The sequence below is a fragment of the Pseudomonas sp. B392_1p genome, from assembly GCF_052245235.1.
Lineage (GTDB): Bacteria > Pseudomonadota > Gammaproteobacteria > Pseudomonadales > Pseudomonadaceae > Serpens > Serpens gallinarum.
In genome coordinates this window covers 1-16163 of sequence record NZ_JBQPXM010000014.1, presented here as the reverse complement: position 1 = coordinate 16163, position 16163 = coordinate 1, and the positions used below count along the sequence as shown (strand labels likewise).

At 61.5% G+C, this 16163-nt stretch carries 15 protein-coding genes and 1 pseudogene; 9 read left to right on the top strand and 7 right to left on the bottom strand.

The window, feature by feature from the left end:
* Positions 1 to 141: 141 nt before the first annotated feature.
* Genes ACTV8E_RS17665 through ACTV8E_RS17650 form a run of 4 tightly spaced genes read right to left on the bottom strand, consistent with a single transcriptional unit; the run spans position 142 to position 4071 of the window.
* Complete coding sequence (locus tag ACTV8E_RS17665; RefSeq protein ID WP_443200346.1) at positions 142 to 876, bottom strand: TSUP family transporter; 735 nt, start codon at positions 874 to 876, stop codon at positions 142 to 144.
* Positions 873 to 1805, bottom strand: coding sequence for an SDR family oxidoreductase (locus tag ACTV8E_RS17660; RefSeq protein ID WP_443200345.1), 933 nt, complete (start codon positions 1803 to 1805; stop codon positions 873 to 875). Before ACTV8E_RS17660 ends, ACTV8E_RS17665 begins: the two co-directional genes overlap by 4 nt.
* Entirely contained in the window at positions 1802 to 2743 is a 942-nt protein-coding gene (locus ACTV8E_RS17655) for a bile acid:sodium symporter family protein (protein WP_443200344.1), read from the bottom strand. Before ACTV8E_RS17655 ends, ACTV8E_RS17660 begins: the two co-directional genes overlap by 4 nt.
* Positions 2740 to 4071: a flavin-containing monooxygenase gene (locus ACTV8E_RS17650; protein ID WP_443200343.1), complete on the bottom strand. Its 1332-nt coding sequence runs from the start codon at positions 4069 to 4071 to the stop codon at positions 2740 to 2742. The genes ACTV8E_RS17655 and ACTV8E_RS17650 overlap by 4 nt, the downstream gene beginning before the upstream one ends.
* A gap of 100 nt (positions 4072 to 4171) precedes the next feature.
* Between ACTV8E_RS17650 and ACTV8E_RS17645 the strand changes: the two genes are divergently transcribed.
* From ACTV8E_RS17645 to ycaC, 4 genes and pseudogenes are all read left to right on the top strand, one after another.
* On the top strand, positions 4172 to 5167 hold the full coding sequence (locus ACTV8E_RS17645) for an AraC family transcriptional regulator (RefSeq protein ID WP_443200342.1): 996 nt from the start codon (positions 4172 to 4174) through the stop codon (positions 5165 to 5167).
* A 376-nt stretch (positions 5168 to 5543) separates the two neighbouring features.
* On the top strand, positions 5544 to 7835 hold the full coding sequence (gene betT, locus ACTV8E_RS17640; protein WP_443200341.1) for a choline BCCT transporter BetT: 2292 nt from the start codon (positions 5544 to 5546) through the stop codon (positions 7833 to 7835).
* Between the two features lie 123 nt (positions 7836 to 7958).
* Positions 7959 to 8129, top strand: a pseudogene (locus ACTV8E_RS17635) (ankyrin repeat domain-containing protein); the annotation flags it as partial.
* A gap of 200 nt (positions 8130 to 8329) precedes the next feature.
* Complete coding sequence (gene ycaC, locus ACTV8E_RS17630; protein ID WP_443200340.1) at positions 8330 to 8962, top strand: isochorismate family cysteine hydrolase YcaC; 633 nt, start codon at positions 8330 to 8332, stop codon at positions 8960 to 8962.
* 161 nt (positions 8963 to 9123) lie between these two features.
* Here the strand turns inward: ycaC and ACTV8E_RS17625 are convergent, their stop codons facing one another.
* Complete coding sequence (locus ACTV8E_RS17625; RefSeq protein ID WP_251837086.1) at positions 9124 to 10449, bottom strand: amidohydrolase; 1326 nt, start codon at positions 10447 to 10449, stop codon at positions 9124 to 9126.
* Positions 10450 to 10820: 371 nt separating this feature from the next.
* Between ACTV8E_RS17625 and ACTV8E_RS17620 the strand changes: the two genes are divergently transcribed.
* Complete coding sequence (locus ACTV8E_RS17620) at positions 10821 to 11564, top strand: class I SAM-dependent DNA methyltransferase (protein WP_251837085.1); 744 nt, start codon at positions 10821 to 10823, stop codon at positions 11562 to 11564.
* 171 nt (positions 11565 to 11735) lie between these two features.
* Positions 11736 to 12989: an MFS transporter gene (locus ACTV8E_RS17615; RefSeq protein ID WP_273537739.1), complete on the top strand. Its 1254-nt coding sequence runs from the start codon at positions 11736 to 11738 to the stop codon at positions 12987 to 12989.
* 265 nt (positions 12990 to 13254) lie between these two features.
* Here ACTV8E_RS17615 and ACTV8E_RS17610 read toward each other — a convergent pair whose 3' ends face one another.
* A complete protein-coding gene (locus ACTV8E_RS17610; protein ID WP_443200339.1) occupies positions 13255 to 14163 on the bottom strand; it encodes a LysR family transcriptional regulator in 909 nt (302 codons plus the stop codon).
* Positions 14164 to 14179: 16 nt separating this feature from the next.
* Positions 14180 to 14314 (bottom strand): hypothetical protein, encoded by a 135-nt coding sequence (locus ACTV8E_RS17605; protein ID WP_443200338.1) that lies wholly within the window; start codon positions 14312 to 14314, stop codon positions 14180 to 14182.
* Here ACTV8E_RS17605 and ACTV8E_RS17600 point away from each other — a divergent pair.
* The 3 genes from ACTV8E_RS17600 to ACTV8E_RS17590 all read left to right on the top strand — a co-directional run.
* A complete protein-coding gene (locus tag ACTV8E_RS17600) occupies positions 14313 to 15011 on the top strand; it encodes a CoA transferase subunit A (protein ID WP_273537743.1) in 699 nt (232 codons plus the stop codon). The two genes, ACTV8E_RS17605 and ACTV8E_RS17600, sit on opposite strands and share 2 nt — an antisense overlap.
* 50 nt (positions 15012 to 15061) lie before the next feature.
* On the top strand, positions 15062 to 15721 hold the full coding sequence (locus tag ACTV8E_RS17595) for a CoA transferase subunit B (RefSeq protein ID WP_251837081.1): 660 nt from the start codon (positions 15062 to 15064) through the stop codon (positions 15719 to 15721).
* Between the two features lie 14 nt (positions 15722 to 15735).
* The coding region (locus tag ACTV8E_RS17590) for a thiolase family protein (RefSeq protein WP_443200337.1) at positions 15736 to 16163 on the top strand (428 nt) is incomplete at its 3' end.

Sequence of the window (16163 nt, the reverse complement as noted above, 5' to 3'; positions counted from 1 at the left end):
TGAGTTTCGGCATTCCAGTCGCTTCCAAAAATTCTAGGGGTGCGTTTAGGGGTATTTCGCTCGGTTCGACAAATGAGGTCGTACCCCCCATGGCACGGAAAGTCGCCCCCTGTCCGATGCGCAATGCCGCGCAGCCAATCCTCAGACTGTCTGGAACACCAACAACAGGCCCGTTGCGGTCAGCAAGGTGTAGACCATCTGCCGAAAGCGCTGCTCGTTGATCCGCTGATGCAAATAGTCGCCGGCTATTACGCCGGCCAGCAGTAGCGGCGTGAACGACAATAGGCGTGGCAGTTCCGCAATCAACCGGCCTTCGAGCAGCAGCAGTAGGCTGAGGCTGGTGTTGAGCGAGAACCAGACGCACAGCAGGGTGGCCCGTAATTGACGCTTATCCAGCGGGGTGCCGGCCATGGCATAGACCAGCAGTGGGCCGCCGGAGGCGAACAGGCCGTGGGTGATGCCGGCGCCCAGGGTCAGCAGGCGGCCGAACCAGTTGGGATGCGGCGGTACGGTGGTGCCGCGCTGGATGCGCCACAGTTCCCGGGCGGCGAACCAGATGATCATCAAGCCGAGCAGCAGTTTCAGCAGGTCGGCGGCGAGCCAGTTATGCAGCATGAAACCGATCAGGGTGCCGCCGAGCATCAGCGGCAGGATGACCTTGAGTAACAGCGCTCGGTCGATGTGCTGGCGGTTGCGCCAGGCCAGAAACCCGCTCATCAGCACATTAAGCGGTACGAGCACCGGGAGCAGTTCCGGGAGCGGCAATAACAGCGCGCCCAGCGACAGGGCGATGACCAGACTGCCGAATCCGGTGATGGCTTCGATGGTGTAGGCAATGAGTACGAACAGGGCAATCCACAGCCAAGGATCGATCATGCCTTGCGTGCTCCGCTGCGCTGCGCGTAATACTCGAACGTTTCCGCCGAGGTCTTGCGCAGCGGGTAGCCGAACTCTTCCTTCAGCCGTCGGTTGCTCAATACCGGCCTGTATTGCAGAAACTTCACCTGCGCCGGGCTGGTGGGTTTGCCGCGCCATTGAGCCAGTTGCAGGGCGATCTTCACCAGCCAGACCGGGAGCGTCCGCAGCGGTTTGTTCAACCGGGCGGCGATTTCCCGCATGCTCAGGGCGCCGTCGCCGGCCATGTTGTAGGTGCCGGTCTTGCCTTGGCGCAACCCCATTTCCATGGCGCCGATCACATCCTGATCCCAGATGAACACAAAGGGCGAATCGCTGCCCTTGAGCGAGAGGATGCGCGGCGCCATGAACAGGTCGGTGATCTGGTTGCGGGTGTCGGCGCCGAGAACGGTGCCGGGGCGGAAGATCAACTGCTGCAGCTCGGGATGATGGTGGCGGTACTCGGCAAGCATTTCCTCGACCAGCCGCTTGTGATCCGAATAGGCGAACTCGGGGTTGCCTCGCAGGGCGTGCGTTTCATCAATCCACGCCGGGTTGTCCGGATGATAGCCATAGGCGGCGCCGGAACTGGTAATGGTCAGGTGCCGGACGCCGGCCTTGAGGCAGCTTTCAAGGACGTTGCGGGTACCGTTGACGTCGATATCGTAGTCGCGGCGGCGATCCTTCGAGGCCTGCAGCACGGAGGCCAGATGCACCACATGGGTGATCTGCTCGCCGTGCAGCAGCTCAGCCAGCTCGGGGGCACGGATATCCAGTATATGGATTGGAAAAGCGACATCGTCGCGGCTGCGCAGGTCGGTACCCATGACCTGCAGGTCACCAGCCAGGCGGTTGCCGAGCTGATGGCCGATATAGCCAGCGGCGCCGGTGATGAGGATGCGTGGGGTCATGTGTATTGCTCTGTGGCGATGGGCTGTTGAACGGCAGGGTCGTCTGCCGGCAGTGGGCGGCGGGCCCAGAACTGCGACAGGGTCAGCCCGCTGAGCAGGTGCCAGACACCCCAGAAGGCAGTGATCAGCAACATGCCGCCGGCGTCGGGGAAGAACGTGAAGAGAATCACCAGTCCCAGGCCTGAGTTTTGAATGCCGACTTCCAGGGTGACGGCGCGGCGGTCGCTGTGCGGCAAGCGGCACAGGCGGGCCATGCCATAGCCGAGCAGCAGCGCCAGCAGGTTATGGCACACCACCAGCCAGAAGAAGCTGTGGAAGCGCTCGATGAACAACTCGAAGTTCTTGCTGAAGGCGATGGCGACAAAGCTGATGAAGACCAGCAACGACATGACGCGCAGGGGTTTTTCGCTGCGCGCGACAAAGCCGGGCAGCCGTCGCCCGGTGACCATGCCCAGCACCATAGGCAGCGCCAGTACCAGCAGTACCAGCGTCAACATGCTGGCAGGCTCCAGGCTGATCTGGGTCAGATAGTCTCGGGTGTGCGGATTGAGCCAGCCGTAGAGCGCGAAGTTCAGGGGCGTCAGTACGGTGGCGGCGAGACTGGAGACCGCCGTCATGCTGATCGATACCGCCACGTTGCCGCGCGCCAGCCAGGTCATGACATTGGAGAAGCTGCCGCCGGGACAGGCTGAAACCAGGATCATGCCCAATGCCAGTTCGGGGTCGATGTTCAACGCCCAGGTAAACAGGCAAGTGGCGGCCGGTAGCAGAACAAACTGCGCGACCATTCCGGCCAGCGGTGCGATGGGCGCCAGGGCGATGCGCCTGAAATCCTCCAGCCGCAGGGAGAGCGACACGCCGAACATCATGCAGGCCATGATGATGTTCAGCAGGATCAGGCTGGCTGCATCAAATTGCAGTGCTGGGGCGCCCGTCATGGGGTCACCGCCAAGGGCTGCTGCTGTGCAGTCGGCAGGTCGCGTTCCAGCTCGTCACTATGCTGCTTCAAGGCAGCCAGGTAGGCGTTCTTGTTCACGTAGTAGGCCATGCGGGCCAGTTTGATGTACCGGTAGCCGCCGTCCAGGGTAGCGCCAGCCCGTTCGCTCCGGATTCGGTTGAGGGCGGCGGCCGCAGCAGCGCCCACCTGTTGCTGACGGATATACAGCGCAACCAGTCGGGCCTGCTGATTGCGTCCCTCCCAGCCCAGACCGGTGGCTTCGATCATGCCCATCATGAACAGGTTGTCGTACTGAGGGTGGAACACATTCATGTACAACTGCGGCGCGTCCAGCTCTGCTGGCCAGTTGAGGTGTTCACGGGCAATGAAGGGGTAATGCAGCTGGTATCCCGTGGCCAGCAGGATAAGGTCGTATTCCGCGGCTTCGCCATCGCTGAACTGCACGGTCTTTCCGTCAATCGCGGCGATGTCGCGGCGCGGCGTGATGTCGCCGTGGCCCAGGTGATGCAGGATCAATGAGTTGACCACCGGGTGCGACTCGTACAGGCGGTAATCCGGGTCCGGCAGGCCGTAATCGGAAGGTTTGCCGATGATCATGCGGATCATGGCGGCGTCGATGCGCTGCTTGAGCGGCCTGGGTAACGGGCGCTTACCTCCCAGGGTATCGATCGGCCGGCCATTTATAAATTTGGGCAAAAAGTAATAGCCCCGACGCAGGCTGATATCCACGCTGGCGGCGTGGTGCACGGCATCGACGGCGATGTCAGCCCCGGAGTTGCCGCAGCCGACCAATAGCACGCGCTTACCTTTGAAGATCTCCGGGTTGCGATACTGCGCTGAGTGCATCAATTCGCCATCGAACAGGCCGGGCAGGACAGGCACGTTTGGCGTGTGCAGGGTGCCGTTCGCGATCAGCACGCCGTCAAAACGGCGTTGCTGGCGCTGTCCGGCGCGCTCGCTGACCACCGTCCAGCCGTCGCCATCGGGGCTCAGTTCAACCACCCGGGTATTGAACTCGTAATGGGGCCTGAGCTGGAAATGCTCCGCGTAATCACGGAAGTACTGGCGCATCTCCGTGTGGTGCGGATAGGGCGCAACGGAATCGCCCATCGGAAACTCGGCAAACTCGGTCATGCGCTTGGAGGAGATCAGGTGCGCGCTGTCATACATCGTGCTGTGCGGATTGTCGATGTCCCACAGTCCGCCGACGTCGCTGTGCAGTTCGAAGCCGATGAAAGGGATGCCCAATTTCTGCAGGTTGCGTGCGCTGGCCAGGCCCATGGGGCCGGCACCGATGATGGCGTACATAGAGGCGTGTCTCGTTATCTTGTTGTTATGATCGCGAGTCTATGGCAAACGGCGATACGCGTATCGCACCAAACGGGACACGGAACCGGCAATTCAGGCCATGCATGAGCGTAGTGAGCTGAGCGTTACCCCGCGTTACAGCCAGGCCATCCTGCAGATGGCTGAACGCCTGAACATCGTCTTGCCGGCCCACTTTGGGGGCAGGCTAAAGAATCTACAGCGCGTGCCCATTGGCTGGCAGGATGAGCTGTGGGACGCCTTCTGCGAGGCCAGCGATGACCCCCTGATTGGCCTGCGGCTGGGGCTGGAGATTCAGGTGGGGCATCTCGACAGCCTGGGGATGCTGCTGGTGACCTGTGACACCCTGGGCGACGCGCTCAACGAACTGGTCGAATACGCCCCGGTGATCAGTGATGGCGGGGAGTTCCAGGTGCAGCACGAAGCAGGTCTGGTGCTGATTGATTACCACCCCAACTTTCAGGTGCGCCAGGCCGAGCGGGTCGAGGCGGCGTTGGGCAGCATCGTCAACCTGACACGCTGGGCGACCGGCGGGCGTTTCAGGCCTTCAGCTATCTGGCTGTCCCATCCGCCGCTGGATGATCCGTCGCGCTACGAGGCGCTTGTGGGCTGTCCCGTGCATTTCTCCGCCGATGGCTGCCGGCTTAGTTTTTCCGCGGATCAACTGACGCTGTCGCAGATTCAGGCCAACAGCGCGTTGCGCGACCATCTGCGCCAACTGGCTGATCAGGTGCTTGTCGAGGTGGGGCGTTTGAGTCTCGTTGGGGAAGTGGAGCGGCTGGTTAGAGCGTATCCGCGAAGGGGGAAGGAGAATATCGCTGCCCAGCTGCAGATCAGCGGCCGACACATGCACCGTCGCTTGGCAGAAGAGGGGCTGTCCTTCAAGAGCTTGCGCGACAGCGTGCTGCAATCAATGGCCTGCCACATGCTGAACAGCGATCAACGTCTCGCGCAGATCGCTGAGCAACTGGGCTTCTCCGATGAGAATGCCTTCACCCGGGCTTTCCGCCGCTGGCAGGGCGTGACCCCAGCACGCTATCGTGATCGGCAAAGGGCTCATCTGCTGCGCGGTGAGTAAGCGCAGCCAGATTAAGCATTCCTCACGAACTCCGCTTCGATTTACCGCCACCAAGTGCGGATCATCCGGCATCACCGCCGGGCAAATCGCGCGACCCGCTCGTCGCTGCGGTTGATCAAAGCGCTCCTAGCTCAGGCACCGGTCGTCTGCTGCTCGCGAGCAGCCCTGATTAGCGCAACAACGCCCACCGTCCCCGGCGATGCCTGCGGCCTTCGTGCGCGCCCCGCGATCTCGACAGACCGGCATGGCAATACAGTCGAGAAACAGACTCCCGCATCGCAAAACCCTGCTATTCCTGCACAGGTGGTTGCCGAGTTTCTTCATCGCGTTATCAGCCTCTTGATGAGGCAGTGCGCACCGAGGCAGGAGTTGACCTATGCCGATCGATCCTCCCGACGACGAACGCCCCGAACCCACTCCGCCGAGCCAGCAGGCTCCGAGCGGGCAAGCCGCAAAGCCGCATCCGCCGCTTGAGCGCAGCAAATTCGGCGGTACGCCACGTCGGCACGAGCGACCGGACGAGGACGACACACCGGTCTCACGCAGTGACCTCAGCAAGGGCCCCCAGGAACTGCTTGAGCACCGCACCTCGCGCACCAATTGGCAGGTTCTGCTGATCTCGTCGGTGGTGATCCTGGCCTTCTCGATCTGGGCCATCCTCATGCCTGATGACGCGCGCACGACGATGAAGGCGACCGTCGACTGGATCGCGACGACCCTGGGTTGGTACTACGTGGTGACGATGACACTGGTGATCGGTTTCGTGCTGTGGGTCGCGCTTTCCAAGGAAGGCAACGTGCGGCTCGGTCCGGACCACTCGCGGCCGCAGTACCAGCTCACCACCTGGGTCGCGATGCTGTTTGCGGCGGGTGTGGGAATCGACATGCTGTTCTACTCGGTCACCGGCCCTGTCGTGCAGTACTTGTATCCACCCGCCGGCGAGGGCAGTACGGCCGCTGCGATGCAGGATGCGGTGGTCTGGACGATGTTCCACTACGGCATCGCGGGGTGGTCGATGTATGCGCTGCTCGGTATGGCGATGGGCTACTTCGCCTACCGCTGGGGCATGCCGCTGTCGATTCGCGCGGCGCTCTACCCGCTGCTCGGCAAGCGCGTGCGCGGCCCTTTGGGCGATGGCATCAACATTATCGCGCTGGTCGGCACTGTGTTTGGCGTCGCTACCTCGATGGGTATTGGCGTTGTCTTGCTGAGCGTTGGCTTTTCCGTGCTCTTCGGTTTGCAGCATGGCCTTGCGCTGCAGATCGCGCTGGTCGTTGGTGCGGTGGTTTTGACCATTGCGGCCACCACGTCGGGTGTCGACCGTGGCATTCGCTGGATCTCCGAGCTGAACCTGTGGAGCGCCGTGGCGATGATGGTCTACATCCTCTTCACCGGGCAGACGGCGTTCCTGCTGAATGCGCTCACCGAGAACATTGGTCGCTTTCTGCTGACGTTTCCCGCCCGCACGTTGCAGACCTTCGCCTACGAGCCAGGCGGCGCCCAGTGGATGGGCGGCTGGACGCTGTTCTTCTGGGCCTTCTGGCTCGCGTGGGGGCCCTTCGTGGGGGTTTTCCTGGCGCGTATTTCACGCGGGCGCACGCTGCGCGAATTCGTGATTGCAGCCATCACTGCGCCGGTATTGTGCGATTTCATCATCGTTTCGCTGTTCGGCAATTCGGCCTTGTTCCAAGTGCTGCAGGGCAACATGACGTTTGCCGAGCTGGCGGTCGAGAGCCCGGAGCGCGGCTGGTACGCGCTGCTGGGGATGTTCCCGGGGGCGATGTTCCTGATCGGACTGGCGACGCTCTCGGGGCTGCTGTTCTACCTCACCAGCGCCAATTCGGGGGCCATGGTGATGTCGAACTTCTCGGCCTCGATCCCGGATCCGTCCCACGATGGGCCGAAGTGGCTGCGCATCTTCTGGGCCGTGCTCACTGCGGTGCTTACCGTAGCGATGCTGCTCGCCGGGGGTGTGACGACGATGGAATACGCGACGCTGATCTTCGCGTTGCCGGTGACCATCATTGCCTACCTGGTGATGGCCTCTTTCTACAAGGTGCTGCGCATGGAACGGGCCGAGCGCGAGGGGCAAGTGCTGCGCCGGCCGACCATGGCCCCGATTGGCGGCCATGTTCCAGAACGGTCGTGGAAGCAGCGGCTCGAACAACTGCGTGCGTTCCCGTCGCTGCGGCAGGTTACCCAATTCCTCAACCGCACGGTGCGACCAGCACTGGACGACGTTGCCGCCGAGTTCCGCAACCAGGGGTACGATGTGGTGCGGGACACCATGACCAACGCGAACGGCATTGAAGAGCCGCTGCTGCGGGTGTCCATGGATACCTTTCGCGACTTCCACTACCAGGTCGCGATTGTCGAGGCGCCGGTGCCGATGTTCAGCGGCAGGATGTCCCGTGAGACCGATGTCTACTACCGGCTCGAGGTGTTCACCCAGACCGGCTCGGGCGGCTATGACCTGATGGGCCTCACCAAGCAACAGGTGATTGATGACGTGCTCGAGCGGTACGAGGCGCATCTCGCGTTTCTCACGTTCTCCTCGGAGACCGCGACCCCCTCGGTACTTACACCATCGATTCTGCCCAAGGACCAGCAGTCCGCGGTGCCAAAGGATGCCGGGGACATTCATGACCTTGGCGATAAGAAGGAGTGACGGATTTTGCAGCAGAGCCCGACTGAGTTCACGAAGAACTGAGAAAGAGGCGCGAAATCCGCAATACACCGTCTGGCAAAGGCGGCGGTCCGCCTGCTGGCGAGCGAGTGCAGCGCGAACCAGCGCAACAATGCCGGCCAGACGCCAGCCATGTACGCGGCGCTGTTTTAGCGCACGGAAATTCTCGACGCGCTGCGTGAGCAGGGCGCTGACCTCAATGCACAGGATGGCATGGGTAACACCGTCGAAAACCTGTTGCAGGGTGAATTCAAGCAAGGCCCGATTAGCCGCTGAGGCATGAGGGTTCGGCTCTCCTGATGGGGCCGGTTTTTCGCGTGGAAGCCTCAAGTCTTTGCGTTTTGTCATGCCTTCGGTCCTTCAGTCTGAGTGCGCTGAACTCTGTGCCTGGATATGGGCCTCAATCAATCTGCCATGGCAGCCGAAGCCCACCGCAGCCTGCAATGGCTAGCATTCACTCATGTCAGGAGATGATCATGGCTATTCCCTACAAACGCCTCGACAAAACCCAGGCCGCCGTGCTGCTGGTCGACCACCAGGCCGGTCTTCTGTCGCTGGTGCGCGATATCGAGCCAGACAGGTTCAAGAACAACGTGCTGGCCCTGGGCGATCTGGCCAAATACTTCAACCTGCCCACCATTCTCACCACCAGTTTCGAGAACGGCCCCAACGGCCCGTTGGTACCCGAGCTCAAGGCGCAGTTCCCCGAGGCGCCCTATATTGCCCGCCCTGGCCAGATCAACGCCTGGGACAACGAGGAATTCGTTGCGGCGGTGAAGGCGACCGGCAAAAGGCAGCTGATCATTGCCGGCGTGGTCACCGAGGTGTGCGTGGCGTTCCCGGCCCTGTCGGCCATTGAGGAAGGTTTTGAGGTGTTCGTCGTCACCGATGCCTCCGGCACCTTCAACGAACTCACGCGTCATTCGGCGTGGAACCGCATGTCCGTTGCTGGCGCGCAGCTGATGACCTGGTTCGGATTGGCCTGTGAGCTGCATCGCGACTGGCGCAACGATGTTGAGGGCCTGGCCACGTTGTTTTCCAATCACATTCCGGATTATCGGAACTTGATGACGAGTTATGGAGCCTTGCCTGCGGGCAGTGCTACCTAAAGGAACTAGGCTGATTAAGCCGCTGGTGGGCATGCTCGCTCAGTCCAGTAGGGTGGACAACGCTTCACCTGTCCACCGCAGCGGCGTTGTGGTGGATGTAAAAAGCGACATCCCCCTACAGGCGTATCGAGCGACGCGGCACCGTCGCGTAGACGCTGCTATCAGTCTTCGTTCGAAAGGTAATCCACCACCAGCGTGGCCATGGCTCGGGTCCCCACCACCAGTGCCTTCTCATCCACGAAGAATTCGGGGTTGTGGTTGGGCGCGGCAGTGGCCGGGTCCTGGCCATCCGGGGTAATACCGAGAAACATGTACAGGCCAGGCACCTCCTGGGCGAAGAAGGAGAAGTCTTCGGCAGCGCCCGGCAGGTCGGCGGTGGCCACCTTGCCATCGGCGACGCGTTCCAGCACCGGGGCCATCCGTTCGGTCAGCGTGGCATCATTGATGGTGGTGCTGTACATGGGCTCAACCGAAACGTCTGCCGTTGCGCCGGCGCTTTCGGCGATTTTCTCTGTGCTGAGTTTTATATCCTGGCCGACCTGAGCGCGGACACCCTCGTCATAGGTGCGGATGGTGCCGGTCATTTCCACCGTTTCCGGAACGATATTCGGCCCGCTGCCGCCGTGGATCGTGCCGATGGTGATGACCACGGCGGATCGAGTCAGGTTGGCCCTGCGGCTGACGACGGTTTGTATTCCGTTGATGATCTGCGCCGAGGTGACGATGGGGTCAATGGTATTCCAAGGCATGCCGCCGTGGCCCTGGCTGCCGGTAACGCCGATGTTGAGCATGTCACTGGCAGCGGTGGTTGCGCCGCTGCGCCAACTGATCTGTCCCGACGGTCCTGGCATCACGTGCACAGCGAAAATCGCATCGGGCTTGAGCGACTTGAATAGGCCCTCTTCCAGCATCTTTTTGGCCCCCCAGCTGGCATCCGGCCCCGGCAGAACCAGGCTGGAGCCTTCCTCGGCGGGCTGGAAGATGAACATGACCGTGCCTTCGAGTTGATCCTTCATGCCGCTGAGCACTTCGGCAGTCGCCATCAGCATGGCCGTATGCGCATCGTGACCGCAGGCATGCATGACATCCACTTCGGTGCCGTGGTAGTCGCCTCGAGCCTTGGAGGCGAAGGGCAAGCCTGATGGCTCCTTAACGGGCAGGGCATCCATGTCGGCGCGCAGCGCCACCGTGCGCCCGGGCTTGCCACCCTTGAGAATACCGACGACCCCGGTGCGGGCAATGTTGCTTCTAACTTCCATGCCCAGGCGGGTGAGATGGTCGGCGACCAGTTTGGCGGTGCGGGTTTCCTGCTCGCCCAATTCCGGGTGCTGGTGAATGTCCCGGCGCCACTCAATCAGTTGCGACTCAATCGCGGCGGCATCCTTGCGCACTTGCTGCTCCAGTGCGGAGTCGGCATTCGCGCCGAGGCTGAGCAGCAGACCGGCCGCCAGCAGGGCCGAATGAAAGGGGTTGGGCTGTAAAGTCATGGGGGTGCCTATGCAGGTCATGGGTGAAAGGGTATTGCTTCACTCCCCGCAGCAGATGACTGCTCACTGCCACGCATCAATCCCGACTCACTGTCACGTCCAACTCCATGCGGCTCTTCACCCGGATGCTTCAGGACAGAGGCAAACAGGTCCGAACCCTTCACACTGGACATTGGTCGCGATTTGAAGTTTCTGCCCTTCGTTTGCCGGATGCCCAGCGGTTCCAGTAGATTGGCGCGCTTTTGGCTCGGCACGCTTCGTACCTGGCCCGAGGCGCCTTTGCCCGTGTCATTCCGGAGGTTGTGGGACGGTAGCCTGAGAAGGCTTGTCTGACCCCGGCTACGAATATGCTCGTTAATTATTAGGTGGCTATGTCATTCAACGCTTTATATACCGATCTATCGGGCTATTACGATTTGATGTGTGAGGGCATCAATTACCACGCGCAAAGTAACAGTGCACACAGGCTGCATCAGATATTCGGTAATGCAGGGACGCGCCATCTCGACCTGGCATGCGGTACCGGGCCTCATATTCGGCACTTTATCGACAGTGGCTACAGCAGCAGTGGGCTGGATATCAATCAGCCCATGCTGGATCTTGCCAAGCTTCGCTGTCCGGAAGCACATTTCACGCTGCAGGATATGTGCGACTTCGGCGTTGATGAGCCCTTCGATCTGATCACCTGCTTTTTGTATTCCATTCATTACAACAGTGGAATTCCCAAGCTCAAGGAATGCATTGCCAGTGTTCATGGCGCGCTCAGCGAAAGCGGGGTCTTCTGCTTCAACTCGGTTGACAAGACCAAGATCGATAACGGCACCAGGGCAAGGCATGCCGTCGAGCACCAGGGGAGTCGCTTTGTTTTCAGCTCTGGCTGGAATTACCGCGGCTCTGGTGAAAAACAGTCATTGCAGCTCAGTATTGAAAAGACCACCGGCGAGGTGACGCAGGCATGGCAGGACGAACATCCCATGGTGGCGTTGAGTTTTGCTGAACTCCACGAGCTGTTGCGGCCTTATTTTGATGTTCATGTGTTCGAGCATGACTATGAAAAGATAACGCCTTGGGGGCAGGCTTCGGGAAATGCATTATTTGTCTGTGTAAAAAAGTAATCCGGGGCAGGTTGGCGGGCAGGGCCACAGCTACACTGCCGGGCAAGCCGGCGCTGTAAAGTTCTGCAGCCTCCGTTGCCTGTTGCCAGGCCACTCCAGTAAATTGGCCCGCTTTCGGCCCGGCACGGTTCGCACCTGAATGCCGAGGCGCATTGTTCTTGGATGTTTGCCGTGTCTACTCCCGACGTTTCTGCTTTACCTGCTTCCGTCTACCGCCAACCCGGTTTCCTGCCCTTTCTGATCAGTCGTGTGCTGGCCATGTTCGCCGTGCAGATTCTTGCCGTGGTGGTGGCCTGGCAGGTGTACGACATGACCCGCGATCCGCTGTCGCTGGCCTATGTCGGTTTGGCGCAGTTCATTCCCATGTTGCTGCTGCTGATGCCGGCGGGCGATTTGATCGATCGCTACGACCGCAAGCGCATCCTGAGCCTCAGTTGGGGGCTGGAAGCTGTGTGTGCGGCGGCATTGTTGTGGCTGTCGCTGAGTGGCGGGGCGGTCACCGGCATTTATATCGTGCTGGTGTTCTACGGCTGCGCCCGCGCGTTTACCGGGCCGGCGCTGTCCAGTTTGCTGCCGCAGATCGTACCGCGGGAAAAATTGGCCGCAGCGATTGCCGCCAACAGCATGATCGTGCGCGGCTCGACCATTGCCGGGCCGGTGTTCGGTGGTGGCCTTTATGCGCTGGGCGGAGGCGGGCTGACCTATGCGGCCTGTCTGTTGTTCTTCCTGGCCGGCATCCTGCTGCTGCGCTGGGTGCCGGTGCTGTATGCGGAGAAAATGCAGGCGCTGGAGGCGACGGCCTGGCAGCGGTTCACCGCCGGGATTCGTTTTATCCGCTCGCGGCCGATCATCCTCGGCACCATTTCGCTGGATCTGTTCGCTGTGCTGCTCGGCGGGGTGGTGGCGTTGCTACCGATCTACGCACAGGAAGTGCTGAACGTCGGCCCGGCTGGCCTCGGCGCGCTGCGTAGCGCCATGGCTCTTGGTGAGGTGATGGTGGGTTTTTACCTGAGCACCCGGCCATTCAATCGCCATGTCGGCATGACCATGTTCATCGCCGTGGCGATCTTTGGCGTGGCGAACCTGGTGTTTGCGCTGTCCAGCCTGTTCTGGCTGTCCTTTGCGGCGCTGTTCGTGGCCGGTGGAGCGGACATGGTGAGCATGTACATCCGCTCGTCGCTGATCCAGTTCTCCACTCCGGACGCCATGCGCGGGCGGGTCAACGCGGTGAACATGCTGTTCATCGGCTCGTCCAACGAACTGGGCGAATTCCGCGCCGGTTCCAGCGCCGCCTGGTTCGGCACGGTGCCGGCGGCCGTGATCGGTGGGTTGTGCACGCTGGGCGTCACGGGCGGCTGGATGTTGGCGTTCAAAAGCTTGCGCCGGGTGGATCGTTTTGAAGATGCGGCGCCGGCGAAGCTCTGATCGAGCAGGTGGGCGAAAGCTTTTTCTGCATAAACAAAGAGTTTGCATGCTGGGCACCATGCGCACCCTGCTGTGACCTCAGCGCTAGGATGGGTTGAGGACGGGGCAGGGGAACTCAGGATTACCGGTGGCATCGCGCCCGATACCCATCACTGCCAGGGTGCCGCGAAGGGTATCGTTGCGCTCTACGCCATCCTACTCAGCCGCTTGGCGGACAACGCACAACGGTTGTTCGCCCTACAGCTGGGCGCCGTTCAGCCCGTGTCTAGTCCCCAAGCAACTGCAAACTCGGCCAATCGGTCATGTTCACCAATACATCGCACAGCCCCTGGGCGGCGCTGGAGAGGCTGTGATCGGCCAGGCGCAGCAAGCCGATGCGGCGTTCAACCTGCGGCTTGTGCAAGGGCACGCAGCGGGCGCCGAGTTCCTGCATCTGGCGGATGCAGAGTGACGGCACGGCGCTGACGCCCAGACCGTTGGCCACCAGGCGCCCGACCGTAGCCAACTGATGGCTTTCAAACCCCACCACCAGCTTGCGCCGCCGTGCCTCCAGGCTGTCCTCCAGCAGCACACGTACCGCAGAGGGACGTTGCAGGGTAATGAAGGTTTCTTCGAGCAACTCGTTCCAGTCGAGCCGATCGCGCTGGGCCAAGGGCGAGTCGGCAGGTACCACGGCGACGAAACGGTCGGTGTAGAACGAAGTGAACTCCAGCCCGTCCAGGGCCTCCGGCTCGAAGGCAATGCCCAGTTCCACCTGCCGGCTGCGCACCATTTCCACCACGCGCTCGTTGATCAGGTCGTGCACCGCCACGTTGATTTTCGGGTAGCGGCTACGAAACACCTTGAGCGCTTCAGGCAGCAGATTGCCGGCGAAGGAGGGCATGGCGGCAATCGCCACGGTGCCGCGCTGCAGCGTGAAGTGCTGGCGAAGCAGGTCTTCGGCATTGTCCCAGTCGGTCAGCAGGCGCCGGGCAATGGGCAGCAAGACGTTCCCTTCCGGCGTCAAACGCACGCTGCGGGTGCTGCGGATCAGTAAGCGCCCGCCCAGCGACTCTTCGAGGCTCTTGATCGACAAGCTCAGTGCCGGTTGCGACAGGTGCAGGCGTTCGCACGCCTGGGCAAAGCTCAAGGTTTGCGCGACGGCGAGAAAGGCCCGCAACTGTTTGACGGTCATTCATTTGCCTTTCAAATCAATGGATCAGAAAAACAAACTTAACAAATGAATGCTTGCGGGTGAAGCTGGCTGCATCTTCCGGCGGCCACTGCCGGTTACCCAATAAACTGCCGGTTACCCAATAAAAAACAAGAACGAGGTACAGCACCATGGCGGGACTCGACAAACGCGTCAGCACTTACGAAGAGGCCCTGGCAGGCCTGACGGATGGCATGACCGTGCTGGCTGGCGGCTTTGGCCTGTGCGGCATTCCTGAAAACCTGATTGCTGAAATCCGCCGTCGCGGCGTCAAGGGCCTGACTATGGTTTCCAACAACTGCGGGGTCGACGGTTTCGGTCTCGGCGTGCTGTTGGAAGACCGCCAGATCCGCAAGATGATCGCCTCCTACGTAGGCGAAAACGCGTTGTTCGAGAAGCAGCTACTCAGCGGTGAGTTGGAAGTCGAACTCACTCCCCAAGGCACTCTGGCGGAAAAGTTGCGCGCCGGCGGTGCGGGTATTCCGGCGTTCTACACCGCCACCGGTTACGGCACGCCGGTCGCCGAAGGCAAGGAAGTCCGTGAAATCGACGGTCGTCATTACATCCTTGAACACGCCATTCGCGGCGATTTCGCCATCGTCAAAGGCTGGAAGGCCGACCATTTCGGCAACGTGATGTACCGCCACACCGCACAGAACTTCAATCCGCTGGCCGCCACTGCCGGCAAGATCACCGTGGTCGAGGTTGAGGAAATCGTCGAGCCCGGCGAGCTGGAGCCCAGCCAGATCCACACCCCGGGCATCTATGTCGATCGCGTCATCCTGGGCAGCTTCGAGAAACGCATCGAACAGCGCACGCTGCGCAGCTAAGCGCAGTTTCACGATCTGGCTGGCAACTACCTAACAAGAGAAATAATCCCATGGCACTGACTCGCGAACAGATGGCGCAGCGCGTGGCGCGCGAATTGAAAGACGGTTACTACGTGAACCTCGGCATCGGTATTCCCACCCTGGTGGCCAACTATGTGCCGGCCGGCATCGAGGTGATGCTGCAGTCTGAAAACGGCCTGCTGGGCATGGGCGCTTTTCCGACAGAAGCCGAACTGGACGCCGACATGATCAACGCTGGCAAGCAGACCGTCACGGCGCTGCCCGGCGCCGCCATTTTCAACTCGGCCGAATCCTTCGCGATGATCCGCGGCGGCCACGTCGACCTGACTGTGCTGGGCGCCTTCGAAGTGGACGTGGAGGGCAACATCGCCTCCTGGATGATCCCCGGCAAGCTGGTCAAGGGCATGGGCGGCGCGATGGACCTGGTGGCCGGCGCCGACAACATCATCGTCACCATGACCCACGCCTCCAAGAACGGCGAATCCAAGTTGCTGCAGCGCTGCTCGTTGCCGCTGACCGGCGCCGGCTGCATCCGAAAGGTGCTCACCGATCTGGCGTATCTGGAAATCGAAAACGGTACCTTCATCCTGCGCGAGCGGGCACCGGGCGTCAGCGTCGCGGAGATTGCCGAGAAAACCGCCGGGCGTTTGATCGTGCCAGAGTTTGTTCCGGAAATGACCTTCGACTGAGCGGAGTAATCAGCATGCAAGACGTCGTTATCGTTGCCGCCACGCGCACCGCGATTGGCAGTTTTCAGGGCGCGCTGTCCAGCGTGCCGGCCGTTGACCTCGGCGCCGCCGTGATCCAGCGCCTGCTGGAGCAGACCGGCGTGCAAGGCGCGCAGGTCAACGAGGTGATCCTCGGCCACGTACTCACCGCCGGCGCCGGGCAGAATACCGCCCGCCAGGCGGCCATCAAGGCTGGCCTGCCCCACAGCGTGCCGGCGCTGACCCTCAACAAGGTCTGCGGCTCGGGTTTGAAAGCCGTGCAACTGGCCGCCCAGGCCATTCGCTGCGGCGATGCCGAGGTGGTGATCGCCGGCGGCATGGAGAACATGAGCCAGGCGGCCTATGTCATGCCCGGTGCGCGCACCGGCCTGCGCATGGGACATGGCAAGGTTATCGACACCAT